Here is a 25,435-nt window from a genome sequence, read left to right on the forward strand (position 1 = left end):
ACCCCGGACGGGGCTCCGACTCGGACCCCGGACGGGACCCCGGGCCGGACCCCGGCCGGGGCGTGTCGGCGGGCTGCGCCGGGTCGGTGCCGGCCCCGGTGGCCGCCGGGGCTGAGCCGGGCGGGGTTGTGCTGTGGGCCGCCGGGGGCGACGGGCACGGTGTCATCGGGGGGCCGTCAGGGAGGTGAAGGCCGATGCGTGGGCGGCGCGGCGGGTGCGGTCCAGGGCGAAGATCTCCCGGGCCACGGCGGCCAGGGACGCCGCAGGGGCGTGCAGGTCGAGGCGGCTGGCCTCGGCGACCTGCTTCGCCCAGCCGGACGGGACGGCGGCCTCGCCGCCCAGGGCTCCGGCGACGGCGCCCGCCATGGTGGCGATGGAGTCGCAGTCCCGGCCGTAGTTGACCGCGCCGAGCACGGATGACTCGTACGAGCCGTCCGCGATCAGCAGCATGCCCAGCGCGATCGGGAGTTCCTCGATGGAGTGGAGGCGGGAGGGGCGCCGCGCGCCGAGGGAGGGGGCGCGGTAGTCGGGGCCCACCGAGTCGTACGGGGCGACCGCCGCACGGAGAGGGGTGAGGGCCGATTCGAAGTCCCGGTGAAGGGCCGCGACTTCCGCGACCGCGGCGATGGCGGAGCGGGTGCCGTCCTTCGCCAGGGAGAGGGCGGTGTCCACCACCGAGGAGGCCGTCGCGCCGGGCAGGCAGGCGGCCGCCACCGCCGCCGCGAACACGCCCGCCGCCTCCCGCCCGTACGAGGACTGGTGGGCGCCGGCGATGTCCAGCGCCTCCGCGTACGCCCCGGCCGGGTTGCCCGCGTTGGCGATGCCGACCGGCGCCATGTACATCGCCGCACCGCAGTTGACGATGTTCCCGGTGCCGGCCTCGCGGGGGTCGACGTGCGCGTAGTGGAGGCGGGTGACGATCCACTTCTCGGCCAGGAAGATCCGCTGGAGGGGGAGGGCCTCCGCCTCCAGTTCGGGGATCCAGCGGGGGTTGGTCATCAGGTCCGGGACGAGGTGCTCGGCGACCGCGTAGGCGTCGAGGTGGTCGCGTACCGCCTCGTAGACGCGTACGAGCGCGTGCGTCATCAGGGTGTCGTCCGTCACGTGGCCGTCGCCCTTGTGGTACGGGGCGATGGGGCGGGCGGTGCGCCAGTCCTCGTACCAGGGGCCGACGATGCCGTGGATGCGGCCGCCGTGCCGTTCCACGATCTGGTCCGGGGTCCAGCCTTCCACCGGGCCGCCGAGCGCGTCGCCGACGGCGGCTCCGACGAGGGCGCCGGTGGCCCGGTCCTCCAGCGTGAGCGTCATGTCCGAATCATCCCTTGGGTGTTGGCGGGGTGGGTGGGGTTCGCGGGTTTGGCGGGTTTGGGCGAGGTGAGTTCCGTACGGGTGAGCAGTGCGGCGAGCTCGACGAGGTCGGTGCCGGCGAGGCGGGGGAGGGCGCAGCCGGAGAGGGTGCGGCAGGCCTCGCGCCAGGGGGCGGGGATCGAGTCGCCGCCGCCGAGCGCGCCGGTGAGCGCGCCTGCCAGGGCGGGGGCGGAGTCCGCGACGCGGGACAGGCAGGCGGCTGCCGGGACGGCCTCGGTCACGTTGCCGCGGGCGGCGGTCGCGAGGGCGAGGGCCACGGGGACGGTTTCGGCGGCGGCGATCCCGTAGCTGTAGACGTGGTCCACGATCTCGTGTTCGAGGATGGGGACGATGGCGAAGGCGCCGCCGTCGGTGTGGGCGCGGGCCAGCTTGACGGCGTGGCGGGCGTTGCGGCCGATCTCGGTGGCCTCGGGGAGCTGGGCGAGCGCGGCGTCGACGGCGGCGTCCACATCGGGGGTGGCCAGCGCGGTCGCGAGGGCGGCGGCCATGGCGCGGGCGCCGTGGACCCCGTCGCCGTCCTGGGTGTAGCGGGCATCGAACTCGGCGAGGTCCGCGGCCGCGTGGGGGTCGCCGGGGTGCACGACGGCGAGGACGCAGGCGCGCACGCAGGCGGCGTCGTCGAAGTAGTGCGGGTTGTCGTGGCCGGTGGCGGGCGGGCGCAGGCCGGTGGCGAGGTTGCCGAGGCCGGCGCGGACGGAGATCCGGGCGCGGAGGGGGAGCACGGCGGACTCGACTTCGGGCGCGCGTTCCGCTGCCGCGGCGACCTCGGAGGCCAGGGCGTTCCATGCGAGGTCGATGGCGGCGCGCATGCGGCGGGACCGGCTGAGGTCGGAGAGCAGCACGCCGGCGGCGGTGAGCACGGACTCGGCGACGAAGGCCGCCCACTCGGCGTCGTCGGACGGGCCGAGGCGGAGCGGTTCCGGGGGCTGGTTGAGGGCGATGGGGACGGGGAGGGTGGTGGTGGCGTTCTGCTCGGCGAAGGTGTCGAGCTCGCGGGTGAGGCGGCGGGTCCACTCGGGCATCCGGCTCGCACGGTGGCGGGCGGCGGGCCACCCGGCCGCGTCGCCTGCGGCGAGCCCGAGGAGCAGCCCCTCGATCGGGCGCGGCCCCGTCCCTGCGGGGGGCTTGGCGGGGGTGTCGTCGCGGGGCGCGGTGCGGGTGGGGGCCGGGGTGGCGGGGCGCCCTTCGGGCGGCTGCGGGGTCGGGTGCGCGGCCGTGGCCGTACGGGCTTCCCCGCGCGCCGTGCCGGCCCCTTCGGCCGGGGGCTGTGGCGAGACGTGCGTTTCCCCCACCCCGCCCCTTCCCGCAGTACCGATATGCGGCTCCGCCGCGTGGGGGCTCCGCCCCAGACCCCGCTCCTCAAACGCCGGAGGGGCTGGATGGTGGCTGCTGCCGTCCGCCTGGCGCGGGTGGTGGTTTGCCCGTAGGGCAGATGCGGCCCCGCCGGGGGCAACCTCAGCCTCGCCGGCGTTTGAGGCGCGGGGTTCCGGGGCGGAGCCCCGGGAGCGGGGGCCGGGGCCGCTTACCCCGCCCGCGGCGGAGCCGCTGATTGGCGCAGCGGGAAGGGGCGGGGTGGGGGAATCGCCCCGCGCAGCGGCAGCGGCAGCGGGCGCCGCCGTGCTCGGCGTACGGGCCTCGGCGGGGCCCCCCGGCGCGGCGACCTCCGTGCGTACCGCGGGGTGGCTTCCGGGCCCGCGGTCCGTCGAGGCTTCCGGCGCGTGCGGGCGCGGCCCGGGTTCGGCTGGGGGCGGCGCCGGGTCCGGGGACGGGGCGGGGGTGGTGTCCGGGGTGAAGGGGGGTGGGGTCATCGGGGTGCCTCGTATTCCGGGGTGAGGAGGTCCGCGATGTCCAGGACGTGGTAGCCCCGCATCGAGGGGAGGCAGCTGCCGCGGACCGGGCCGATGGCCGAGGACCAGGCGGCGGGGATCGCGGCGGCGCCGGAGAGGGCACCGGCGAGGGCGCCCGCCACCGCCGCCGTGGTGTCGGCGTCGCGGCCCATGTTCACCGCCGTGAGGACCGAGTCGGGGAAGTCGCCGCGGCAGGCGGCGAAGGCGCCGAAGGCCAGGCCCACCGCCTCCGGTGCGAGGTCCGTCCACGGGTAGCCGCCGATGACCACCGCCGAGCGCACGGCGCGCTCGCCGCGCGGGGCGGCCGTGACGGCGCGGCGCAGGGAGCGGGCCGTCCAGGAGTCGGACGGGATCACGGACAGGGCCGCCGAGACGACCGAGGCCGGGCTGCCGCCGGCCATGGCCGCCGCGACGCCCGCCGCGACCGCCTGGCCGCCGTAGATGCCCTCCCCGTCGTGGCTGACCGAGCCGTCGATGGCGACGAGGCGGGCCGCTTCCGCGGGCCGGCCGGCCGCGAAGACGCCGAACGGCGCCGCCCGCATGGCGAGGCCGTCCGACCAGGCGTGGCGGTGCTGGGCGGAGATGGGGGCGGCCAGACCGCGGCGGAGGTTCTCGAGCGTGCCGCGCTCCGAGAACCCGGCGCCGCGGAACGGGCCTTCGTCGAGGTCGGCGATCCAGTGGTGCCAGGCCCGTTCCACATGGGAGACCGTGAGCGCCGAGCCGTGCCGGGCCAGCAGCAGGCCCGAGAAGATCGCGTACTCGGTGTCGTCCGTGCCCGCCGGGTCCTCCGACACGAAGCCCTCGATGCGGCCCCACTTGGCCCGGATCTCCGACGGCTTCATGTTCTCCGCGGGGGCGCCCAGCGCGTCACCCACCGCGAGTCCCAGAAGAGCGCCCCGGGCCCGTTCGAGGAGGACCTGCGGATTGCATGCAATCAGCTCCATGGCGCGCCTCTCCACTTGATGGGACTCATGATGAGCCCTTGGGGGATTTGTGCCACGGCATGTGGTTTGTCGCTCGTCGCGAAACACCCCGCGAACACCGCCGTCACCCGGTCGCCGACCCGCAAAACCGCAGGTAAGTACGGCCTTCCTTGCTGGCGGGCGGCAGAAATCGTGCGTAGTTTCGAGGTGTTCAGGGGGAGCGGGAGGTCTCGCGGCGCCCGTTCGCACAAATGGGGAGATATCCGTATGTCCATCATCGACATCGAAGCACCGCTGCACACCGCCCACCGGGACAACCACACCCACCGCGACGTCAACGGCGGATGGCTGCGGCCGGCGGTCTTCGGAGCGATGGACGGGCTCGTCTCCAACCTCGCGCTCATGACCGGCGTGGCCGGCGGCGCGGTCGCCCCGCACACCGTCGTGATCACCGGACTGGCGGGGCTCGCGGCCGGCGCCTTCTCGATGGCGGCCGGCGAGTACACCTCCGTCGCCTCGCAGCGCGAACTGGTGCTCGCGGAACTGGACATAGAGCGGCAGCAGTTGCGCAAGCACCCGGTCGACGAGATGGAGGAGCTGGCAGAGCTCTACGTCTCCCGGGGCGTCGAGCCGGCCCTCGCCCGCGAAGTGGCCATGCAGCTCTCCCGGGACCCCGAGCAGGCGCTGGAGATCCACGCCCGCGAGGAGCTCGGGATCGACCCCGACGACCTGCCCTCGCCGGTCGTCGCCGCGGTCTCGTCCTTCGGCTCGTTCGCGCTGGGCGCGCTGCTCCCCGTACTGCCGTACCTGCTCGGAGCCACGTCGCTGTGGCCCGCGGTGCTGCTGGCGCTGGTCGGCCTCTTCGCCTGCGGAGCGGTCGTCGCCCGGGTCACCGCGCGGTCCTGGTGGTACAGCGGTTTGCGGCAGCTTGTCCTGGGTGGCGCCGCCGCCGGTGTGACGTACATCCTGGGAACCTGGATCGGCGGAGCCGTAGGCTGACCGAGCAGGGAGTGAGACACTATGCGGTACGCAACATAAGTAGTCGGTTACCTGGCGGTTTCGATCCCGTGTCCGCCGGGCATCAGACCAGGGCGCCCGGGCAATGATGCCCGCCACGCGCCGGGACCTTCTCCCCGTGCTGCGTTCTCCCGAACACCGCGAAGGTCCCTTCTTTCTGCCCGTGCACTGTCCGCATGCTGGAATGGCATATCCGCTTCGCGGGATTGTCGTCATCATGTAATCTGCACGAAATTTCGCAGAGGGCCAACGTCGTCCCTCGGCTATGCACATATGCCACGACGACGACGGGAGAGCCGATGCGTTCCGCATCCACGCACTCCGCGACCGGCCTCAGCAACACCGCCTGGTCGCCCATGGACGGTCGCCCCGCCCAGCAGGGCATGTACGACCCGCGCAACGAGAAGGACGCCTGTGGCGTCGGATTCGTGGCGAACCTCACCGGCGAGGCCACCCACACCCTCGTTGAGCAGGCCCTGACCGTTCTGCGGAACCTCGAGCACCGCGGCGCCACCGGCTCCGAGCCGGACTCCGGCGACGGCGCGGGCATCCTGTCCCAGGTGCCGGACGCGTTCCTGCGCGAGGTCGCGGGCTTCGAGCTCCCCGAGGCCGGCGCGTACGCCGTCGGCATCGCCTTCCTCCCCGCCGACGGCACCGCACAGGCCGTCGCCGTGGAGCAGATCGAGGCCATCGCCGCCCAGGAGAACCTGACGGTCCTCGGCTGGCGCGAGGTCCCGGTCACCCCGGACCTGCTCGGCAACGGCGCCCGCGCCACCATGCCGGCCTTCTCCCAGCTGTTTGTCAGCAACGGGACCACCGGCATCGAGCTGGACCGCAAGGCGTTCGTCCTGCGCAAGCGTGCCGAGCGCGAGGCCGGGGTGTACTTCCCCTCGCTCTCCGCCCGCACCATCGTCTACAAGGGCATGCTGACCACCGGCCAGCTGGAGCCCTTCTTCCCCGACCTCTCCGACCGCCGCTTCGCCTCGGCGCTCGCCCTGGTCCACTCGCGGTTTTCGACGAACACCTTCCCGTCCTGGCCGCTCGCCCACCCGTACCGCTTCGTCGCGCACAACGGCGAGATCAACACGGTCAAGGGCAACCGCAACTGGATGAAGGCCCGCGAGTCCCAGCTGGCGTCGGACGTCTTCGGCGACGGCGTGCTGGACCGGATCTTCCCCATCTGCACCCCGGACGCCTCCGACTCGGCCTCCTTCGACGAGGTCCTGGAGCTCCTCCACCTCGGTGGCCGCTCGCTCCCGCACAGCGTGCTGATGATGATCCCGGAGGCGTGGGAGAACCACACCTCCATGGACCCGGCCCGCCGCGCGTTCTACCAGTACCACTCCACGATGATGGAGCCCTGGGACGGCCCGGCCTGCGTCACCTTCACCGACGGCACCCAGGTCGGCGCGGTCCTCGACCGCAACGGTCTGCGCCCCGGCCGCTACTGGGTCACCGACGACGGCCTCGTCGTCCTCGGCTCCGAGGTCGGCGTGCTCGACATCGACCCGGCCAAGGTCGTCCGCAAGGGCCGCCTGCAGCCCGGCAAGATGTTCCTCGTCGACACCGCCCAGAAGCGGATCATCGAGGACGACGAGATCAAGAACGAGCTCGCCTCCGCCGCCCCGTACGCGGAGTGGCTGGAGACCGGCGAGATCGAGCTGTCGGACCTGCCCGAGCGCGAGCACATCGTGCACACCCACGCCTCGGTCACCCGCCGCCAGCAGACCTTCGGCTACACGGAGGAAGAGCTCCGCGTCATCCTCGCGCCGATGGCCCGCACCGCCGGCGAGCCGCTCGGCTCCATGGGCACGGACTCGCCGATCGCGGCCCTGTCCGAGCGCCCCCGGCTGCTCTTCGACTACTTCACCCAGCTCTTCGCGCAGGTCACCAACCCGCCGCTGGACGCCATCCGCGAGGAGCTCGTCACCTCGCTGCTGTCCTCGATCGGCCCGGAGTCCAACCTCCTGGAGCCGACCGCCGCGTCCTGCCGCAGCATCACGCTGCCGTTCCCGGTGATCGACAACGACGAGCTGGCCAAGCTCATCCACATCAACGCCGACGGCGACATGCCGGGCATGAAGGCCGCCACCCTCTCGGGCCTCTACCGGGTCTCGGGCGGCGCCGACGCGCTCGCCGCGCGGATCGCGGAGATCCGTACCGAGGCCGATGCCGCCATCGCGGCCGGCGCGCGCCTGATCGTCCTCTCGGACCGCCACTCGGACGCCGAGCACGCGCCGATCCCGTCGCTGCTGCTCACCTCGGCCGTGCACCACCACCTCATCGCGACCAAGCAGCGCACCCAGGTGGGCCTGCTCGTCGAGGCCGGTGACGTCCGCGAGGTCCACCACGTCGCGCTGCTCATCGGCTACGGCGCGGCCGCGGTCAACCCGTACCTCGCCATGGAGTCCGTCGAGGACCTGCTGCGCGCCGGTACCTTCCTGTCCGGCCTGGAGCCGGAGCAGGCCATCAAGAACCTGATCTACGCGCTCGGCAAGGGCGTCCTGAAGGTCATGTCCAAGATGGGCATCTCCACCGTCGCCTCCTACCGCGGCGCCCAGGTCTTCGAGGCCGTCGGCCTGAACGAAGAGTTCGTCGCGGCCTACTTCGCGGGCACCGCCACCAAGATCGGCGGCGCCGGCCTGGACGTCGTCGCCAAGGAGGTGGCCGCGCGCCACGCCAAGGCGTACCCGGCCTCCGGCATCGCGGCCTCGCACCGCGCGCTGGAGATCGGCGGCGAGTACCAGTGGCGCCGCGAGGGCGAGCCGCACCTGTTCGACCCGGAGACGGTCTTCCGCCTCCAGCACGCGACCCGCAACCGCCGGTACGACATCTTCAAGCAGTACACGGACCGGGTGAACGAGCAGTCCGAGCGGCTGATGACGCTCCGCGGCCTGTTCGGCTTCAAGACGGAGGACCGTCCGTCGATCTCCATCGACGAGGTCGAGTCGGTCGCCGACATCGTCAAGCGCTTCTCCACCGGCGCCATGTCGTACGGCTCCATCTCCAAGGAGGCGCACGAGACCCTCGCCATCGCCATGAACCAGCTGGGCGCCAAGTCCAACACCGGTGAGGGCGGCGAGGACCCGGAGCGCCTGTACGACCCGGCGCGGCGTTCGTCGATCAAGCAGGTCGCCTCCGGCCGCTTCGGCGTCACCTCCGAGTACCTGGTCAACGCGGACGACATCCAGATCAAGATGGCGCAGGGTGCCAAGCCCGGCGAGGGCGGCCAGCTGCCCGGCCACAAGGTCTACCCGTGGGTCGCCAAGACGCGTCACTCCACCCCGGGCGTCGGCCTGATCTCCCCGCCGCCGCACCACGACATCTACTCCATCGAGGACCTGGCTCAGCTGATCCACGACCTCAAGAACGCCAACCCGGTCGCGCGCATCCACGTGAAGCTCGTCTCCGAGGTCGGCGTGGGTACGGTCGCCGCGGGTGTTTCCAAGGCCCACGCGGACGTCGTCCTGATCTCCGGCCACGACGGCGGAACGGGCGCCTCCCCGCTGACCTCGCTGAAGCACGCGGGCGGCCCCTGGGAGCTCGGCCTCGCCGAGACCCAGCAGACCCTGCTGCTCAACGGGCTGCGCGACCGCATCGTCGTCCAGACCGACGGCCAGCTCAAGACCGGCCGCGACGTGGTCATCGCCGCGCTGCTCGGCGCCGAGGAGTTCGGTTTCGCGACCGCGCCGCTCGTCGTCTCCGGCTGCGTCATGATGCGCGTCTGCCACCTGGACACCTGCCCGGTCGGCATCGCCACGCAGAACCCGGTCCTGCGGAGTCGCTTCTCCGGCAAGCCCGAGTTCGTCGTCAACTTCTTCGAGTTCATCGCGGAGGAGGTGCGCGAGCTCCTCGCCGAGCTGGGCTTCCGCTCCATCGAGGAGGCCGTCGGCCACGCCGAGCTGCTCGACACGACGAAGGCCGTCACGCACTGGAAGGCACAGGGTCTCGACCTGGAGCCGCTCTTCTACGTGCCCGAGCTGCCCGAGGGCGCGGTCCGCCACGCCCTGATCGAGCAGGACCACGGTCTGGAGAAGGCCCTCGACAACGAGCTCATCGAGCTCGCCGCCGACGCGCTGGACGCCGACACCGCGGAGGCGGCCCTGCCGGTCCGAGCCCAGGTCGCGATCCGCAACATCAACCGGACCGTCGGCACCATGCTCGGCCACCACGTCACCAAGAAGTTCGGTGGCGCGGGCCTGCCCGACAACACGATCGACCTGACCTTCACGGGCAGCGCCGGTCAGTCCTTCGGCGCCTTCGTGCCGAAGGGCGTCACCCTCCGCCTGGAGGGCGACGCCAACGACTACGTCGGCAAGGGCCTCTCCGGCGGCCGGATCGTGGTCCGCCCGGACCGCGGCGCCGACCACCTCGCCGAGTACTCCACCATCGCCGGCAACACCATCGGCTACGGAGCCACCGGCGGCGAGATGTTCCTGCGCGGCCGCACCGGCGAGCGCTTCTGCGTCCGCAACTCCGGCGCCCTGGTCGTCTCGGAAGGCGTGGGCGACCACGGCTGCGAGTACATGACCGGCGGCACGGCGGTCGTCCTCGGCGAGACGGGCCGCAACTTCGCGGCCGGCATGTCGGGCGGCGTCGCGTACGTCATCGACCTCGACCCGAACAACGTCAACGTCGGCAACGCGGGCGCCGTCGAGGCCCTGTCCGACACCGACAAGCAGTGGCTGCACGATGTGGTGCGCCGCCACGAGGAGGAGACCGGCTCGACCGTGGCCGCGAAGCTCCTGGCTGACTGGGACGCCTCGGCAGCCCGCTTCAGCAAGATCATCCCCACCACGTACAAGGCAGTGCTCGCCGCCAAGGAAGCCGCTGAGCTCGCCGGACTCTCGGAAACCGAGACCACGGAGAAGATGATGGAGGCGGCGACCAATGGCTGACCCGAAGGGCTTCCTCACCACCCCCCGCGAGACCGCCTGCTCCCGTCCCGTCGCCGAACGGCTTCAGGACTGGAACGAGGTCTACGTCCCGGGCTCGCTGCTCCCGATCATCAGCAAGCAGGCCGGCCGCTGCATGGACTGCGGCATCCCGTTCTGCCACAACGGCTGCCCGCTGGGGAACCTGATCCCCGAGTGGAACGACTTCGCCTACCGCGAGGACTGGTCCGCCGCGTCGGAGCGCCTGCACGCCACGAACAACTTCCCGGAGTTCACCGGGCGGCTGTGCCCGGCTCCCTGTGAGTCGGCGTGCGTGCTCGGCATCAACCAGCCGGCCGTCACCATCAAGAACGTCGAAGTCTCGATCATCGACAAGGCCTGGGACAACGGCGACGTCACCCCGCAGGCGCCCGAGCGCCTGTCGGGCAAGACGGCAGCCGTCATCGGCTCGGGCCCGGCCGGTCTGGCCGCCGCCCAGCAGCTGACCCGGGCCGGCCACACCGTGGTCGTGTACGAGCGCGCCGACCGCATCGGCGGCCTGCTGCGCTACGGCATCCCCGAGTTCAAGATGGAGAAGGTGCACATCAACCGCCGCATCGAGCAGATGCGCGCGGAGGGCACCAAGTTCCGCACGGGCATCGAGGTCGGCCGCGACATCACCGCCACGGACCTGCGCAAGCGGTTCGACGCGGTGGTCATCGCGGCGGGCGCCACCGTCTCCCGCGACCTCCCGGTCCCGGGCCGCGAGCTCGGCGGCATCCACTTCGCGATGGAGTACCTGCCGCTCGCCAACAAGGTCCAGGAGGGCGACTTCATGGCGCCCCCCATCACGGCCGAGGGCAAGCACGTGGTCGTCATCGGCGGCGGCGACACCGGCGCGGACTGCGTGGGCACCGCCCACCGCCAGGGCGCGGCCTCGGTCACGCAGCTGGAGATCATGCCGAAGCCCGGCGAGGACCGTAACGCCAACCAGCCCTGGCCGACCTTCCCCATGCTGTACAAGGTCACCTCGGCGCACGAGGAGGGCGGCGAGCGGGTCTACTCCGTCAACACCACCCACTTCGAGGGCGACGAGGACGGCAACGTCAAGGCGCTCCACCTCGTCGAGGTCGAGTTCATCGACGGCAAGCTCACCACCAAGCCCGGCACCGAGCGCGTCCTCCCCGCGCAGCTGGTCACCCTGGCGATGGGCTTCACCGGCACCGACCAGGCCAACGGCCTGACGGAGCAGTTCGGCCTGGCCATGGACGCGCGCGGCAACATCGAGCGCGACGCCTCCTACGCGACCAACGTCGACGGCGTCTTCGTCGCCGGTGACGCGGGCCGCGGCCAGTCGCTGATCGTCTGGGCCATCGCGGAAGGCCGCTCGGCCGCCCGCGGCGTGGACCGCTTCCTGACCGGCTCCAGCACCCTGCCGTACCCGGTCAAGCCGACGGACCGCTCGCTGACGGTCTGACAACCCGCAGTACCCCCGCCCTCCGGGGCGGGACCCCTCATACGGTCCGTACAACGGCGTACGGAATTCTGACACCTCGCCCGCCACGTCCCCGACCAGGGGTGGCGGGCGCGGTGGCGTTTCCGGGGCCGGTGCCGAGACGGGGGTCGCGCCTGGCACGTTCCGTGTGCGGGCCACCGGACTGGACTTCGTGCTGAAGGAGTTGCTGTCGGGCGGGCGGTGAGCGAGGCGGCGCCGGGGACCCGCCTACCCGCGAGTATTGACTAATAGTCAATACGGGTCCACGCTCGGGGCGAGCCGTCGTCTCTGTGTGGGAGGTCGCCCGTGAGTACGGAAGAACTGGCCCGGCTGCGTACGGAGTTGGGGGCAGCCGCAGCCGCGCTGCCCGAGTCGTTCGGCTCGCTCGCGCCGCAGGACGCGGCGCGGCTGGCCGACGCGCTGCGCCGGGAGCGGGCGCGGCAGGCCGACGGGCTGAACGAGGCCGCCGAGGAAGCGCTCAAACTGGTCCCCGCCCTCGCGCGCGGAGCCGTACGCAAGGTGCTGTTCCGGTGAGCCGGGCCGAGGCGGAGAAGGTCGCCCGGCTGCTGGGGGAGGCGGAGCTGGGATTCCTCGGCGCGCTGCCGGGCGAGGACGTACGCCGCTTCCGCGAGCAGGTCAGCGCCGTACTGAACGACGGGGCCCCGGAGATGCTCGACAGGATCGCCGCCGCGACCAAGCTGGTGCCGGCCGGGGTCGCGGCCGCGATCTCGCAGAAGGCGCTCGGCCCCCGGCTAGCGGCCGCCGTCGCCGGGCGGCTGGAGCCCTCGCGGGCCGCGGACATCATCGCCAAGCTGCCCGTGTCCTTCACCGCCGAGGCGTGCGGGCACCTGGACCCCAGGAAGATCGCCGGGATCGTGGACCGGCTCGACGAGGGGCTCGTCGTACGGATCGCCGTCGCCCTCGCCGAGCGGCACGACCACCTCACCATGGGGCGGTTCGTCGGGCACATGAGGGACCAGGTGCTCGGGCGGATCCTGGAACAGGTCGGCGACACGGACGTGCTGCGCGCCGGCTTCTACGTCGACCTGCCCGAGCGGCTGCCCCGCATCCTGGAACTGATGGGCGACGACCGGCTCGGCTCGGTCGTACGGGCCGCCGCGGCCGAAGGGCTCTGGGAGGAGGCCCTCGGCGTCGCCGCGATGGTCGGCGGCGAACAGCGGCTGCGGATCGCCCAGCTCACCGCCCGGCTGGCGGCCGACGAGCTCGGGACGCTCGTGCGGGCCGCCCACGAGCAGGGGTTGTGGGAGGCGCTGCTGCCGCTGGTCGCGCTGCTGGGGGAGGGGGACCGGCTGGCGGTCGCCGGGCTGCCGGCGCTGCGCGACGCCGAGGTGCTGACCGGGGTCGTCGGGGCGGTCGTGGGCACCGGGCTGTGGGGCGAGTTCCTGCCGCTCGTCGGGGTGTTGCCCGCGGAGGCGCGGAAGGTGGTCGCGGACGCGGCCGCCGGGCTGGGCGACGCGGAGCTCGAAGGGCTCCTGCGCGAGGTCGACAAACAGGACCTGTGGGAGCTGGTCCTGCCGCTGGTGGAGCTCATGGACGACGCGGGCAAGCAGCGCATCTTCGACCTCCCGGCCTTTCAGGACCAGGCCGCCCCGTAGGCCATCTCCCGCCGTTTTCAATCCCGTTGATGCAGATCGTGGTCTGCATATAGTGATCCGGAATTCAGTCGGTCTATGAATCCGGAGCTCAATGTCGTCCCGAACTTTGCTGCGCGGTCTCACAGGATCTGCGATCGGCACCACCCTGCTGCTCTCCGCCCTGGCCCCCGTGGCCACGGCCGCCGACGGCAGAACCGTTGAATACCAAGGTCTGAAGGTCACCGTTCCCGCCGCGTGGCGGGTCGTGGACCTCGAGCGCAACCCCGGGGCCTGTCTGCGTCTCGACGTGCCCACCCTGTACCTGGGGCACGCCGGGACCCAGTCCGAGTGCTCGGGCCGCGCGGTCGCCGACCGCGCCGACACCCTGCATCTCGAGCCGATCGAGGGCGCCTTGGAGCGTGCGGACATACCCACGGTGACCGTGGCGTCCGGCACCGCCCTGCCCGCCGAGACGAAGGCGGTCAGCAAGGAGTTCCGCTACGCCCTGCAGCAGCCGGGCGTCGTGGCGACCGCCTCGTACGGTGCCTCCTCCGCGGCCGTCCGCAAGGTGATCGAGAGCGCCGTGCTGACCGGCACCGGCACCGGCACCGGCACGGGTGCGGGCGCCGCTGCCGGTACCACGGCCGACGAGCAGTCCGCGTCGCCGCTCGCGGCCGCCGGCGTGATCACGAGCGCCTACCGAGGTGAGGGCTTCGACGCCTGCACCGCGCCGAGCCAGAACACGATGAACGTCTGGAAGGCCAACTCCGCCTACCGCGCCGTCGGCATCTACATCGGCGGCGGCGCGCGCGGCTGCGCCCAGCCGAACCTGACCGCCGACTGGGTCCGTACGCAGGCCACCGCGGGCTGGCACCTGATGCCCCTGTGGGTCGGCCCCCAGCCGTGGAACACCGCGATCGACCCGGCCAACATGCTCTCCACCGACCTCGCCGTCGCCGACGGGCAGGGACGCACGGCCGCCACCGGCGCCGCGGCCGCCGCCCAGGCCCTCGGCATGGACCCGGGCTCGCTGCTCTACAACGACGTGGAGTACTACACCGACCGGGCCAAGTTCGACGGCCCCGTCGTCGCCTACCTCACGGCGTGGACGGAGAAGCTGCACGAGCTGGGCTACCGCAGCGGCGCCTACGTCGCCGTCAACTCCGGCGCCAAGGCGCTCAGCGCCGCCCACGACACGAAGCCGGGCTCCATGCCCGACGTGATGTGGACCGCGAACTGGAACGGCTCCGCCGGTGTCTCGGACACCGACATGGGCCTGAGCACCTGCACCAAGCAGTGGCTGGGCAGCAGGCGCGCCCACCAGTTCGCGGGCGACACCAAGGAGACCTACGGCGGCATCCAGCTCGGCATCGACCGCAACTACGTCGACGTCGACGCCTCCGGCTCCGCCCGCAACGACCTGATCTGCCCCGACGCCGCCATCGAGAGCGCCAGCGCCAAGCTGACCATGCAGAGCGACGGCAACCTCGTCCTGTCCTACAAGGCGGGCAACGGCACCGCCGTCCCGCTGTGGGCCACCGGCACCTACGGCAACCCCGGCGCCTACGCCACCGTCCAGGCCGACGGCAACTTCGTCGTCTACAACAAGGCCGGCGCGGCCGTCTGGTCCTCCGCCACCTACGGCAACCCCGGGGCCTCCCTCAAGCTCCAGGACGACGGCAACCTCGTCCTCTACAGCAGCTCCGGCGCGGCCCTGTGGTCCACCGGGACCTGGCAGCGGGGTACCAAGCTCACCGCGAACCAGAACCTGGCGGCCGGCGCCTGGACGCACGACGCCAAGACCGCGCTGCTGGTGGGGCCGGACGGCAACCTGGTCGTCGTCGACCGGGCGACCGGGCAGAACCTGTGGAGCACCGGCCTGTACAGCCCGGGAGCGTACGCCCGCATGCAGGACGACGGCAACCTCGTCGTGTACCGCAAGGGCGGCGGCCCCACCACGGGCGGCGCCCTGTGGAGCACCGGCACGTGGGGCCACCCGGGCGCCTACGCGCACTTGCAGGACGACGGCAACTTCGTCGTCTACGCCCAGGGCGGCGGCCAGGGCATCGGCGGCGCGCTGTGGAGCACCGGCACCTGGCGCCCGTGATCTGACGCGGCCACCTGACCGCCCCTGCTCGCCCTGCTCGCGGGGAACAGTGAACCGGCAACCGGCCCGGGAGGCTCGTCCTCCCGGGCCGGTCCGCCGTCAACACACGTCCCGCGACGTCCCGCGCCTCGGACACCACCCGCGTGACTTCTGGTAACAGTGGGTCACATGCCCCCCACCCGACTGATGTTGAGCTGCCTGCTGGGCGCCGCCCTGCTGGCGCCCGTCACGACGGGAGCCGCCGACACCGGCGGCCGCACCGTCGCCAAGCCGTCCGCGCCCCGTACCGGCCAGCAGCCCTTCACCGGCCAGGGCTTCGACGCCTGCACCGCCCCGACCCAGCGGGCCATGGACACCTGGCGCGCCGAGTCCCCGTTCGGCGCGATCGGCATCTACATCGGCGGCCCCGCCCGGGCCTGCGCCCAGCCGCAGCTCAGTGCAGACTGGGTCGAGCGGCAGGCCGGGGCCGGCTGGCACCTGATGCCCATCTGGGTCGGCCCGCAGCCCTGGCACAACGCCGCCACGGGCCTGTCCACCGACCCCTCCGAGGCCGATGCGCAGGGCCGCACCGCCGCCGACGGCGCGGTGGACGCGGCCCGCTCACTGGGCCTGGGCGCGGGCACCCTGCTCTACAACGACCTGGAGCACTACACCGACCGCGCCACCTGGGACGCCCCGGTCGTCGCCTACCTGACCGCCTGGACGGTCCGGCTGCACGAGCTGGGGTACCGTTCCGCCGCCTACGTATCGGCGAGCTCCGGGGCCAAGGCGCTGAGCGCCCACCACCACCAGGCCCCCCACGCCATGCCCGACGTGCTGTGGGTCGCCCGCTGGAACGGCGCGGCCTCCGTCGCCGATGCCGACATGGGCCTGCCCGAGGGCACCCGCAAGTGGTCCGGCCGGCGCCGGGCGCACCAGTTCCGCGGGGACCACGACGCCACGTACGGCGGGGTCACCCTCAACATCGACCGCAGCTGGGTGGACGTCGACCCCTCCGCGCTCGGCAGCGGCCTCCCGCTCCCGGTCCCGGTCCCGCTCCCGGTGCCGCTCCCGCTCAGCTAGCCGGCGCCGGATCCTCGCGCGGCGGCTCGTCGTCATTGCCCCGGCGCAGGGTGCGCAGGCCGTGCGCCGGGGTCCACGAGCGGATGACCAGCTCGTCGCCGTCCACACTGATGCGGACGACCTCCGTCAGGTCGGCGTAGAAGAGGTGGAAGGGGTGCGGGGTGTCCGTCTCCTCCGCGTACCGGTGCAGCTCCGGCGGGTCCACCAGCTCCACCGCGCGCCCGGAGATCCGTACGTCCCCGCCCTGCATCTCCTCTCCCGCACCGGGGTTCGTGTGGAGGGCGAAGCGCGGGTCGTGCTGGAGGTCCCTGGCCTTCATCGAGCCGAACATCATGCCGAGCCACAGCTCCCCGCCCCGGATGTCGACGTTGAGTCCGGCCACCCGGGGCGAGCCGTCCTTGCGCAGGGTGGCCAGGACGTGGTGCGGGTACTGCGCGAAACGGGCCTGGACGGCCGCCGCGAACTCCGGTTCCGCCTTCTCGAAGACTGCCCAACTGGTATGCGTCATACGTCCATCAAAGCGCGGGCACCGGCGGTCGCAGGTCAGGCGCGCACGGACTCAGTTCCGTACGATGCCCGCGGCGCGCGCCGCCGCCAGCCAGGCCGGGAACTCGCCGACGAGCCGGTCGTACAGCTCCGAGTCCGGGACGGTGCGCGGGTCCAGGCCCGCGTGGAAGTAGCCCGCGTTGTCCACCACGCGGCGGTCCGGGACGGGCAGTTCGTCCAGCCGGCGCAGGAAGTCGAACTGCGAGCTGCGGGTGTTGCCGAAGCCGACGAACTGCCAGAAGAGGGGGAGAGGGGACGCCTTGCACAGGTACTTCTCCGCGGCGAGCTTGTTGATCGGCCCGCCGTCGGTCTGGAAGACGACGAGGGCGGGCAGTGTCGACCCCGAGTCCTGGTAGTGGTCGATCACCGCGTCCATCGCCGCGTGGTAGGCCGTCTTGCCCATGTGGCCGAGGCGGGAGGCGATCTCGGTGACCCGGCCCTCGTGCCCGGCGAGGGAGATCTCCTCCACCGCGTCGACGTCGGTGGAGAAGAACACCACCGGCACGCGGGCGTCGTCGTCGAGGTGCGCGGACAGGCCCAGCACCCGGTCGGCGAGGGCCTGCACACTGCCGTCCGCGTAGTACGGCTTCATCGACCCCGAGTAGTCCAGGACCAGGTAGACGGCGGCGCGCCTCTCCTCCATGCCGTGTTTGCGCAGTGAGACCCCGGCGCTCTTGTAGAGGCTCACGAGCGCCGGAGCCGTTTCTTCGACCTTGCGGAGGTTTATCGCACTGCGCGTCATGGCCCGAGGGTACGTCAGCCCGCCGCCGTGTAGCCGAGTTCGGCCGCGAGCCGGGCCCGGTGCGCGGCCGGGGAGCCGAACAGGAGGGCAGAGCCGTGGGCGCGCTTGAAGAACTCGTGCGCCTCGTGCTCCCAGGTGATGCCGATGCCGCCGTGCAGCTGGATCATCTCCCCGGCGACGTACGCGTACGCCTGCGAGCAGGCCGACTTGGCGGCGGCCGCCAGGTGGGGCGGGGCCCCGGCGGCGGCCGCTGCCAGGGCCGTCGAGCGGGCCGACTCCACGGCCGCGTACATGTCGGCGAGCCGGTGCTTCACGGCCTGGAAGGAGCCGATGGGCCGGCCGAACTGGACCCGGTCCTTGGCGTACCGGACCGTGGACTCCAGCGCCCGCGCGGCGGCCCCCGCCTGTTCGGCGGCCAGCGCCGTGCAGGCCAGGTCCCGGACCCGGGCCAGGACTCCGGCGCCGTCGGGCGAGAGCAGCCGGGCCGGGGTCCGGTCGAGCGCCAGCTCGGCGAGGGGCCGGGTGCGGTCCATGGCGGACCGGGCGGTGAAGGCCGCGGGCGGGGCGGTGAGCTCGAACAGCCCGAGCCGAGCCCTCCGGCCGGGCGGGGTGGCGGGTTCGGTGGCGCCGCCGGGGCCCCGGCCGGCCTCGGTACCGCCGCCGATGGTGGCGAAGACCAGGACCAGGGACGGCTCGGCCGGGCCCGCCAGTACGTACTGCTTGGTGCCGGTGAGCACCCACCCGTCACCGTCGGGCTCCGCCCGGGTGGCCATGTCGCCGGCCTCCCAGCCGCCGTACCCGGGGTCCGCGTCCGCGCTCGGCCCCCCGCGAGGGGGCTCGGCCCAGGCCAGCGCTCCCACCAGGGAGCCGTCCGCCAGGGACGGGAGGAGGCGGGCGCATGCCTCCCCGGCGCCCGAGGCCAGCAGGGCCCCTGCGGTCAGCACCGCCGAGCCCAGGTACGGTACGGGGCTCAGCGCGCGGCCCAGTTCCGACATGACCACCCCGACCTCGGCCGCCCCGCAGCCCAGGCCGCCGTACTCCTCCGGGACCGCCAGCGCGGCCGCGCCCACCTGGGCCGTCAGCGGGCCCCAGGCCGCGTGGCCGGGGTGCCGCGCGAGGACCGCCCGTACGGCGTCCCGCAGTTCCTCCTGTTCGGGCGTCCACTCCAGGCCGCTCACGCGCCCTCCCCCCGTGCCGTGCGCCGCAGCTCCGTCTTCAGCAGCTTGCCGCCCGCGTTGCGCGGGAGCTCCGCCACCAGGTGGAAGCGCCGCGGCACCTTGAAGTTGGCCAGCCGTTCCCGGCTCCATGCCGTCAGCTCGGCGGCCGTGACCGGCCCGGCGGTGACCACGTAGGCCACGCCCACCTCGCCGAGCCGCTCGTCCGGGGCGCCGACCACGGCCGCGTCGGTGACGGACGGATGGGTCAGCAGGACGTTCTCCACCTCCGCCGGGTAGGCGTTGAAGCCCCCGACCACGTACATGTCCTTCAGTCGGTCGGTGATCGACAGGTAGCCGCGCCCGTCGAGGACGCCGATGTCCCCGGTGCGCAGCCAGCCGCCCGGCAGCACGGCCTCGGCGGTGGCCGCCGGGTCGTCCAGGTACCCCGGGGTGACGTGGTAGCCGCGGACCTGCACCTCGCCCGGTTCCCCGGCCGGCAGCACCTCGCCGAGCGGGTTGGCGATCCGTACCTCGGTGCCGGGCAGCGGCAGGCCGACGGTGTGGGCGAGCGTCCGGGCGTCGGCGTCGGTGGGGCAGACGGAGACGACCCCGCCGGACTCCGTCAGCCCGTACGCGGTGAACACGTCGGGCGCGCCCAGGACGGAGCGGATCTCCTCGACCAGGGCGGTCGGGACCGAGGCCGCCCCGGTCCCCGCGAGCCGCAGCGCGGAGAGGTCGTGGGTGGCGAGCGCGGGGTGCCGGATCAGGCCGTGGAAGACGGTCGGCGGGCCCATCAGGCAGGTCACCCGCTCCGCGGCCATCCGCGCCAGGATGCGGTCGGTGTCGTAGACGGCCTCGGGGAGCATCGTCACCCCGCGCAGCAGGCACGCCAGGACGCCGGCTTTGTAGCCGAAGGTGTGGAAGAAGGGGTTGACCAGCAGGTACCGGTCGCCGGGTCGCAGGGTGACCAGCTCGGACCAGGAGGCGTACAGCCGCAGCGTCTGGCCGTGGGTGGTCATCACCCCCTTGGAGCGGCCGGTGGTGCCGGAGGTGTAAAGGATGTCGCCGATGTCCTCGGGGCGGATCAGGCCGGCGCGGGCGAGCCGCTCCGCGTCGGTGACGGACTCCCCGGCGGCCAGGTACGCCTCCCAGCACTCGGGGCCGGTCCCGCCGCGCAGGACGACGGTGGAGGCGAGCGCGCCGAGGTCCTCGCCGGAGGCGCGCAGGGCCTCGACGTAGTCGGTGCCGAGGAAGCCGCGCTCGGTGAAGAGCACGCGGGCACCGCTGCGCCGGATGATGTCGGCGGCCTCGGCGGGCTTGTAGCGGGTGTTGACCGGCACGAGGACGGCGCCCGCGCCGACCGCGCCCAGCGCGGCGGCGATCCACTGGCGGCTGTTGGGCGCCCAGACCGCCACCCGGTCCCCGGGCCGGATGCCGTGCGCGATGGCCGCGCGGGCGGCGGCGGCGATCTCGGCGGCCAGCCGGGCGAAGGTCCAGCGGACCTCCCCGTCGGCGAGCGCCTCGCGGTCCCCGTACACGGCGGCCGCGTACTCCGGAAGCCGGGCGAGCGTGGCGGGCGGAGGTGGCACAGCGGGTGGCGGTGGCATCGGACGGACCCTCCCTACTTGACGAGCGAGCGTGGGCGGTATCCAATCACAGGTGTTTCGGTTAGGCATATACCTAGTAGAAATATTTGGAGGCTCCCGTGGAGACCCTCAAGTCGGTCCTCTCCAGCTTCTGCACCGGCGTCGCCGTCATCACGGCATGCGAAAGCGGCGGCCGTCCCGTCGGGATGGCCGTCCAGTCCTTCTCGTCCGTCTCGCTGGACCCGCCGCTGGTCTGCTTCTGTCCGGCGCGCACCTCGACCACCTGGCCGAAGATCCGGGCGGCGGGGGCCTTCGCCGTCAACATCCTGGCCGCCGACCAGCAGGAGCTGTGCCGTACTTTCGCCGTGACCGGCGGGGACAAGTTCGCCGGCGTCCCCTGGCGGCCGGGCGGAAACGGCGCGCCCCTGCTCGACGGGGTCCTCGCCGGCGTCGAATGCGATCTGGAGGGCGTGCTGGACGGCGGCGACCACGAGATCGCCCTCGGCCGGGTCACCGCCCTGACCGCGCACCGCGCCGGCGAGCCCCCGCTGCTCTACTTCCGGCGCACCTACGGGCGCTTGCCGAGCTCCTCGATGTCCTGAAGCATGGCGGCCGCGAGGTCGCGCTCGGAGGCGTAGTACCGCTCGGCCCACTTGAGCGTGAGCGTCGGATACGCCCACGCCGACTCGTCCTTGGCGCCCTCCACGTCGGCCACTGCCCGACGGCGCATCTTCTCCGCGAACTCCTGGTGCTGGACCAGGACTTCCCGCATCTGCTCCGGCTCCAGCAGGTGGCCCAGCCACAGCCGCAGCATCGGCCCGTGCTTGAGCACGGGCGGGTCGACCGGGGCCTCGCGGGCCCATTCCCGTACGGCCGCCATGCCGTCGTCCGTGATCCGGTACACCCGCTTGTCTCGGGTGCCGGTCTCCTGGGTGACCATCCGCGAGGAGGCGTAGCCGGCCTTCTCCAGGCGCTTGAGCTCGCTGTAGATCTGGCTGAAGGACGGGCTCCAGTAGAAGAAGCGCAGCGACCAGTCCGACCACTTCTTCAGGTCGTAGCCGGAGAGCTCCTCCCCGAAGGAGAGCAGCCCGAGCACCGCCCAGCTGGTCGCGGGGAGCGTGCGCTTGTTCGCCTCGTCTGCCTTCTCGTCTGCCACGCAGCGCAGTCTACGACCGGTCCCCGCGGCACCCTTCCCCCCGAGGGGTATGACTGCTAGAAGTATTCCTATTCGAAATACCGATTCGAAACCGCATCCGCCGGATGGAGGGATCTCCCCGTGAAGTTCTCGATGATCTTCGAGGCTCAGCTCGTCGACCCGACCCCGGAGCGCGAGCGCCAGGTCATCCACGACTGCGTCGAACAGGCCGTCCTCGCCGAGGAGATGGGCTTCGCCCGGATCTGGGCCGTCGAACACCACTCGCTGACCCAGTACGCCCACATGAGCGCCTCCGAGATCTTCCTGACCTGGGTCGCCGCCCGGACGCAGAAGATCCGCATCGGCCACGGCGTCGTCACCATGCCCTTCGGCTACCAGCACCCGGTACGCGTCGCCGAGCGCGCCGCCATGCTCGACGTGCTCTCCGGCGGCCGCGTCGACATCGGCGCCGGCCGCGGCGCCACCCGGCAGGAGATGTCCATGTACGGGGTGAAGCCCGAGGACACCTACCCGCAGATGGAAGAGGCGCTGCGGATCTTCTCCGCCGCCTGGCGCGAGCCCGAGTTCGAATGGCACGGCTCCATCGACATCGGCCCCGGCGCGATCCTGCCCCGCCCGGTCCAGGACCCGCACCCGCCGCTCTTCATGGCCTGCTCCAAGCACGACACCCTCAAGCTCGCCGCCGAACTCGGCATCGGCGCCCTGGTGATGGGCTTCGCCGGCGCCGATGACGTCCGCACCATGCGCAAGGTCTACGACGAGGCCATCGCGACCCGCACCGGCGAGCGCCTCGTGTCGAGCGAGGTCAACGACCACCTCTCCGCCCTCTGCCCGACCATCGTCCTCGACGACGCCGAGCGCGCCCTGCGGCTCGGCACGCGCGGACAGCGCTTCTTCGCCGAATCCATCGCCCACTGGTACGGCAACGCCCCCGCGCCGACGGGCTACGCGGAGGACGAGGACCACGTCGCCGCTCTGGCGCAGGGCCGCGAGGAACTCGTCGCCAAGCTCCACGAGGCCAACATCCCGGCGCGGCCCGTCGACACCGGCACCTACAACGCGGAGCACGCGTACGGCAGCGCCGAAACCGCCATCGCCTACGTCGAGCAGCTGCGCGAGATCGGCGTCGACGAGGTCATGTGCCTGATCCAGATGGGCACGGTCCCGCAGGAGGCCTGCCTGGAGACCATCCGCCAGTGGGGCGAGAAGGTCATCCCGCACTTCCGCGCCCTGGAACAGGAGGCCTGAGCCATGGCCATCTCCCTCGACGGAAAGGTCGTCGTCGTCACCGGAGCCGGGCGCGGCCAGGGCGCGGCCGAGGCCCGCCTGTTCGCCGAAGCCGGCGCGCGGGTCGTCGTCACGGACGTACGGGAGGACGAGGGCCGGGCGGTCGCCGCCGATCTCGGCGACCAGGGCCTGTACGTCCGCCACGACGTGGCCGACCCGGCGAGCTGGGCCGGGGTCGTGGCCGCGGCCGTCTCCGCCTTCGGCACGGTCTCGGCACTGGTCAACAACGCGGCCCTGTGGCGCACGGCCCACGTGGAGGAGCAGCGGCTCGAAGACTTCGAGACCCTGCTGCGGGTCAACCTCCTCGGCCCGTTCCTCGGCATCCAGGCGGTGGCGCCGGTGCTGCGGGCGGGCGGCGGCGGCTCGATCGTCAACATCTCCTCCACGGCCGGACTGGTCGGGATCCCGGGCCACGCGGCGTACGGATCCACCAAGTTCGGGCTGCGCGGGCTGACGCGGTCGGCGGCGCTCGACCTGGCCGGGGACCGGATCCGGGTCAACTCGGTGCATCCGGGGGCCATCGACACCCCGATGGTGGCCGAGGCCGTCGCGGGCCGCGACTGGTCGCACGTACCGCTGGGGCGGATGGGGCGGCCCGAGGAAGTGGGGGAGCTGGTGCTCTTCCTCTGCTCGGACGCCTCCTCGTACGTCACGGGCACCGAGTTCACCGTCGACGGAGGGATGACGACGTCATGAGCGACCCCTTGTCACCGGCGGCCAGGCGGCTGTGCGACGCGATGACGGCAGGCTTCCCGGGGCCGGGCGACACGGAGGCCCTGCGGGCGGCCGCCGTTCCCGGACCGCCGGGCCCGGCCGTGGCCTCGGTGTACGACACGGTGGCGGACGGGGTCCCGGTCCGGGTCTACGACCCGGAGCCGGGTTCCGAGGGCCGCGCTCTGGTCGTCTTCCTGCACGGCGGGGGCTGGGTGATGTGCGGGCTCGACACCCACGACGCGCTGTGCCGCACGCTGGCGGCGGCCTCGGGCGCGGTGGTCGTTTCGGCGGACTACCGCCTGGCCCCGGAACACCCCTGGCCGGCGGCGCCGGACGACGCGCTGACCGTACTGCTGTGGGCCCGGGCCGAGGCCCCCTCGCTGGGCTGCGACCCGGACCGGGTGGTGCTGGCGGGGGACTCCAGTGGGGGCAACCTGGCCGCCGTCACGACCCTGCGTGCGCCCGAACTCGTAGCGGGCCAGCTGCTGTTCTATCCGCCGCTCGACGCGGCCATGGCGTCCGCGTCGGTGGAGGCCTACGCCGATGGGTACTTCCACACCGCCGCCCACATGGCCTGGTACTGGGACCAGTACGGCGGCGACCCGGCGCACCCGCACGTCTCGCCGCTGCTCGCCCCCGACCTGTCGGGCCTGCCGCCCACCCTGATCGTCCTCGCGGACTGCGACGTCCTGCGCGACGAGGGCATGGCCTACGGGCGCCGGCTCGCGGCGGCGGGAGTGGACTGCACGGTCCAGCTCCACCCGGGCGTCTTCCACGGGTTCCTGGGACTGCCGCTGCCCGCCGGAGCCACTGCGCTGGCGTCGGCCGCGGCATGGGTGTCGGCGGTGGGGTAAGGGGGCGGGGCGGCCGGATTCGAACCGGCGTCCTCCTCCATGCTGTGTAGGCGCACTACCTCTGTGCTACGACCCCGCCCTTGTAACGGATCTTATGCAAGGCCCGCCTTGTCCGCACCGGGATATCCCCGGGCATGATGTGTCCATGGTCGAACTGATACGGCGGCTGCCGGGGGCGCTGCTCCGCAACTGCCTTCTCCTGGCAGCGGAGTTCGGTGCCATCTGGCTGCTGCGGGGCCCCGAGGGCGCTTGGGTCCCCGTCCTGTTGGCCCTCTTCGTCATCGGCGCCGCCGTCCCGCACGGCACCGGCGCGGAGTTCGTGGCCCGCACCGCCGTCGCGCTCACGGCGGTGGGGGTCGCGGTGCTCGGCGGGATCACCTGGGACCGGCACGACCTCCACGACGGGGGCCGGGAGGAAGTGGCCGTGGTGGCCTCGCGGACCATGGTGGAAGACGGCTCCGTCAACTCGCCGTCGCTGCGCCTGCGCACGGAGGCGGGCCGCGACCTGCCCGGCCCGGTCTCCCTGGACCTCGCCGTCGGCGCCCGCCTCACGGTGACCGTGGACCCCGACGGCCAGGCCTGGTCCCTCGGCCCCCGGCCCGCCGAACCCCGCTGGGAGGCGGCGGGCACGGCCGCGCTGCTCCTGCTCCAGACCGCGACCCTGGGATGGCTCTCGCTGCGCCGCCCCCGCGACTGAAACCCACTGGTCAACGGCGCGTACCCGCCCTAGGGTCGCCGCATGTCCACCACGGCCAAACCCACGACCACCCTCTGGCGCCCGACCGGCCCCGAGGAGCTCGACCTGGTCCGCGCCCTCGACTGGCAGGCCTGGCCGCCGCGCCTGCCCGAGCAGCCCATCTTCTATCCGGTGCTGAACGAGGACTACGCGATCCGCATCGCCCGCGACTGGAACGTCAAGCACTCCGGGGTGGGCTTCGTGACCCGCTTCGAGGTCGACTCGGACTTCCTGGCCCGCTACCCGGTCCAGCAGGCCGGCGGCGAGACCATCCTGGAGCTGTGGGTCCCGGCGGAGGAACTCGACGAGTTCAACCGGCACATCGTCGGCCGCATCGAGGTCGTGCGCGAGTTCCGTCCCGAGAACTGA

General features: G+C 72.8%; 21 protein-coding genes and 1 tRNA gene. 13 read left to right on the plus strand and 9 right to left on the minus strand.

All coding sequences use genetic code 11. The features are described from left to right. Positions 1-162: 162 nt before the first annotated feature. The 3 genes from AB0O21_RS28130 to AB0O21_RS28140 form a co-directional block, all read right to left on the minus strand. Entirely contained in the window at positions 163-1,308 is a 1,146-nt protein-coding gene (locus AB0O21_RS28130; RefSeq protein WP_365175475.1) for an ADP-ribosylglycohydrolase family protein, read from the minus strand. Beyond that, positions 1,305-2,660: an ADP-ribosylglycohydrolase family protein gene (locus AB0O21_RS28135; RefSeq protein ID WP_365175477.1), complete on the minus strand. Its 1,356-nt coding sequence runs from the start codon at positions 2,658-2,660 to the stop codon at positions 1,305-1,307. Before AB0O21_RS28135 ends, AB0O21_RS28130 begins: the two co-directional genes overlap by 4 nt. 512 nt (positions 2,661-3,172) lie before the next feature. Further along, positions 3,173-4,159 (minus strand): ADP-ribosylglycohydrolase family protein, encoded by a 987-nt coding sequence (locus tag AB0O21_RS28140; RefSeq protein WP_365175479.1) that lies wholly within the window; start codon positions 4,157-4,159, stop codon positions 3,173-3,175. A 246-nt stretch (positions 4,160-4,405) separates the two neighbouring features. Here AB0O21_RS28140 and AB0O21_RS28145 point away from each other — a divergent pair, with 246 nt between their 5' ends. The 7 genes from AB0O21_RS28145 to AB0O21_RS28175 all read left to right on the plus strand — a co-directional run bounded on the left by AB0O21_RS28145 (position 4,406) and on the right by AB0O21_RS28175 (position 16,288). Beyond that, a complete protein-coding gene (locus tag AB0O21_RS28145; RefSeq protein ID WP_365175481.1) occupies positions 4,406-5,137 on the plus strand; it encodes a VIT1/CCC1 transporter family protein in 732 nt (243 codons plus the stop codon). A 317-nt stretch (positions 5,138-5,454) separates the two neighbouring features. Beyond that, complete coding sequence (gene gltB, locus AB0O21_RS28150) at positions 5,455-10,053, plus strand: glutamate synthase large subunit (protein ID WP_365175483.1); 4,599 nt, start codon at positions 5,455-5,457, stop codon at positions 10,051-10,053. After that, entirely contained in the window at positions 10,046-11,506 is a 1,461-nt protein-coding gene (locus AB0O21_RS28155) for a glutamate synthase subunit beta (protein WP_365175485.1), read from the plus strand. Before gltB ends, AB0O21_RS28155 begins: the two co-directional genes overlap by 8 nt. Positions 11,507-11,830: 324 nt before the next feature. Beyond that, positions 11,831-12,058 carry a hypothetical protein gene (locus tag AB0O21_RS28160; RefSeq protein WP_365175487.1) on the plus strand — a complete coding sequence of 76 codons (228 nt, stop codon included), beginning with the start codon at positions 11,831-11,833 and terminating at the stop codon, positions 12,056-12,058. After that, complete coding sequence (locus AB0O21_RS28165) at positions 12,055-13,140, plus strand: hypothetical protein (RefSeq protein WP_365175489.1); 1,086 nt, start codon at positions 12,055-12,057, stop codon at positions 13,138-13,140. Before AB0O21_RS28160 ends, AB0O21_RS28165 begins: the two co-directional genes overlap by 4 nt. A gap of 91 nt (positions 13,141-13,231) precedes the next feature. Further along, positions 13,232-15,226 (plus strand): glycoside hydrolase domain-containing protein, encoded by a 1,995-nt coding sequence (locus tag AB0O21_RS28170; RefSeq protein ID WP_365175491.1) that lies wholly within the window; start codon positions 13,232-13,234, stop codon positions 15,224-15,226. A gap of 168 nt (positions 15,227-15,394) precedes the next feature. After that, positions 15,395-16,288 carry a DUF1906 domain-containing protein gene (locus tag AB0O21_RS28175; protein ID WP_365175493.1) on the plus strand — a complete coding sequence of 298 codons (894 nt, stop codon included), beginning with the start codon at positions 15,395-15,397 and terminating at the stop codon, positions 16,286-16,288. Here AB0O21_RS28175 and AB0O21_RS28180 read toward each other — a convergent pair. Genes AB0O21_RS28180 through AB0O21_RS28195 form a run of 4 tightly spaced genes read right to left on the minus strand, consistent with a single transcriptional unit; the run spans position 16,281 to position 20,340 of the window. After that, positions 16,281-16,796 (minus strand): pyridoxamine 5'-phosphate oxidase family protein, encoded by a 516-nt coding sequence (locus AB0O21_RS28180; RefSeq protein WP_365175495.1) that lies wholly within the window; start codon positions 16,794-16,796, stop codon positions 16,281-16,283. The two genes, AB0O21_RS28175 and AB0O21_RS28180, sit on opposite strands and share 8 nt — an antisense overlap. A 51-nt stretch (positions 16,797-16,847) precedes the next feature. Then, on the minus strand, positions 16,848-17,576 hold the full coding sequence (locus tag AB0O21_RS28185) for a VWA domain-containing protein (RefSeq protein ID WP_365175497.1): 729 nt from the start codon (positions 17,574-17,576) through the stop codon (positions 16,848-16,850). A gap of 14 nt (positions 17,577-17,590) precedes the next feature. Further along, complete coding sequence (locus AB0O21_RS28190; RefSeq protein ID WP_365175499.1) at positions 17,591-18,754, minus strand: acyl-CoA dehydrogenase family protein; 1,164 nt, start codon at positions 18,752-18,754, stop codon at positions 17,591-17,593. Beyond that, the gene (locus AB0O21_RS28195; protein WP_365175501.1) at positions 18,751-20,340 is read right to left on the minus strand and encodes a FadD3 family acyl-CoA ligase; all 1,590 of its coding nucleotides are present in this window, start codon (positions 20,338-20,340) and stop codon (positions 18,751-18,753) included. The genes AB0O21_RS28190 and AB0O21_RS28195 overlap by 4 nt, the downstream gene beginning before the upstream one ends. Before the next feature lie 98 nt (positions 20,341-20,438). Here AB0O21_RS28195 and AB0O21_RS28200 point away from each other — a divergent pair, with 98 nt between their 5' ends. Then, positions 20,439-20,921: a flavin reductase family protein gene (locus AB0O21_RS28200; protein WP_365175503.1), complete on the plus strand. Its 483-nt coding sequence runs from the start codon at positions 20,439-20,441 to the stop codon at positions 20,919-20,921. Here the strand turns inward: AB0O21_RS28200 and AB0O21_RS28205 are convergent. Beyond that, positions 20,888-21,484, minus strand: a complete 597-nt coding sequence (locus AB0O21_RS28205) for a PadR family transcriptional regulator (protein ID WP_365175567.1) — start codon at positions 21,482-21,484, stop codon at positions 20,888-20,890. The two genes, AB0O21_RS28200 and AB0O21_RS28205, sit on opposite strands and share 34 nt — an antisense overlap. A 111-nt stretch (positions 21,485-21,595) precedes the next feature. Between AB0O21_RS28205 and AB0O21_RS28210 the strand changes: the two genes are divergently transcribed. The 3 genes from AB0O21_RS28210 to AB0O21_RS28220 are packed head-to-tail and all read left to right on the plus strand — an operon-like array spanning position 21,596 to position 24,330. Continuing rightward, positions 21,596-22,723: an LLM class flavin-dependent oxidoreductase gene (locus tag AB0O21_RS28210; RefSeq protein ID WP_365175505.1), complete on the plus strand. Its 1,128-nt coding sequence runs from the start codon at positions 21,596-21,598 to the stop codon at positions 22,721-22,723. Between the two features lie 3 nt (positions 22,724-22,726). Next, complete coding sequence (locus AB0O21_RS28215) at positions 22,727-23,458, plus strand: glucose 1-dehydrogenase (RefSeq protein WP_365175507.1); 732 nt, start codon at positions 22,727-22,729, stop codon at positions 23,456-23,458. Then, positions 23,455-24,330 (plus strand): alpha/beta hydrolase, encoded by an 876-nt coding sequence (locus AB0O21_RS28220; protein WP_365175509.1) that lies wholly within the window; start codon positions 23,455-23,457, stop codon positions 24,328-24,330. Before AB0O21_RS28215 ends, AB0O21_RS28220 begins: the two co-directional genes overlap by 4 nt. Positions 24,331-24,333: 3 nt before the next feature. On the opposite strand, the gene AB0O21_RS28225 is transcribed toward AB0O21_RS28220, so the two are convergent. Then, positions 24,334-24,408, minus strand: a tRNA-Ala gene (locus tag AB0O21_RS28225). Positions 24,409-24,475: 67 nt separating this feature from the next. Here AB0O21_RS28225 and AB0O21_RS28230 point away from each other — a divergent pair. After that, positions 24,476-25,027 (plus strand): hypothetical protein, encoded by a 552-nt coding sequence (locus AB0O21_RS28230; protein ID WP_365175511.1) that lies wholly within the window; start codon positions 24,476-24,478, stop codon positions 25,025-25,027. A 42-nt stretch (positions 25,028-25,069) separates the two neighbouring features. Further along, the gene (locus AB0O21_RS28235; RefSeq protein WP_365175513.1) at positions 25,070-25,435 is read left to right on the plus strand and encodes a hypothetical protein; all 366 of its coding nucleotides are present in this window, start codon (positions 25,070-25,072) and stop codon (positions 25,433-25,435) included.

Source organism: Streptomyces sp. NPDC091371 (assembly GCF_040684275.1).
Lineage (GTDB): Bacteria > Actinomycetota > Actinomycetes > Streptomycetales > Streptomycetaceae > Streptomyces.

What these genes read in the sequence shown, in the direction of transcription:
- AB0O21_RS28175 (WP_365175493.1), top strand. Translation starts at nt 15,395, where the DNA reads ATGCCCCCCACCCGACTGATGTTGAGCTGCCTGCTGGGCGCCGCCCTG.
- AB0O21_RS28220 (WP_365175509.1), top strand. Translation starts at nt 23,455, where the DNA reads ATGAGCGACCCCTTGTCACCGGCGGCCAGGCGGCTGTGCGACGCGATG.
- AB0O21_RS28140 (WP_365175479.1), bottom strand. Translation starts at nt 4,159, where the DNA reads ATGGAGCTGATTGCATGCAATCCGCAGGTCCTCCTCGAACGGGCCCGG.
- AB0O21_RS28155 (WP_365175485.1), top strand. Translation starts at nt 10,046, where the DNA reads ATGGCTGACCCGAAGGGCTTCCTCACCACCCCCCGCGAGACCGCCTGC.
- AB0O21_RS28185 (WP_365175497.1), bottom strand. Translation starts at nt 17,576, where the DNA reads ATGACGCGCAGTGCGATAAACCTCCGCAAGGTCGAAGAAACGGCTCCG.
- AB0O21_RS28230 (WP_365175511.1), top strand. Translation starts at nt 24,476, where the DNA reads ATGGTCGAACTGATACGGCGGCTGCCGGGGGCGCTGCTCCGCAACTGC.
- AB0O21_RS28130 (WP_365175475.1), bottom strand. Translation starts at nt 1,308, where the DNA reads ATGACGCTCACGCTGGAGGACCGGGCCACCGGCGCCCTCGTCGGAGCC.
- AB0O21_RS28195 (WP_365175501.1), bottom strand. Translation starts at nt 20,340, where the DNA reads ATGCCACCGCCACCCGCTGTGCCACCTCCGCCCGCCACGCTCGCCCGG.
- AB0O21_RS28215 (WP_365175507.1), top strand. Translation starts at nt 22,727, where the DNA reads ATGGCCATCTCCCTCGACGGAAAGGTCGTCGTCGTCACCGGAGCCGGG.
- AB0O21_RS28235 (WP_365175513.1), top strand. Translation starts at nt 25,070, where the DNA reads ATGTCCACCACGGCCAAACCCACGACCACCCTCTGGCGCCCGACCGGC.
- AB0O21_RS28170 (WP_365175491.1), top strand. Translation starts at nt 13,232, where the DNA reads ATGTCGTCCCGAACTTTGCTGCGCGGTCTCACAGGATCTGCGATCGGC.
- AB0O21_RS28180 (WP_365175495.1), bottom strand. Translation starts at nt 16,796, where the DNA reads ATGACGCATACCAGTTGGGCAGTCTTCGAGAAGGCGGAACCGGAGTTC.
- gltB (WP_365175483.1), top strand. Translation starts at nt 5,455, where the DNA reads ATGCGTTCCGCATCCACGCACTCCGCGACCGGCCTCAGCAACACCGCC.
- AB0O21_RS28145 (WP_365175481.1), top strand. Translation starts at nt 4,406, where the DNA reads ATGTCCATCATCGACATCGAAGCACCGCTGCACACCGCCCACCGGGAC.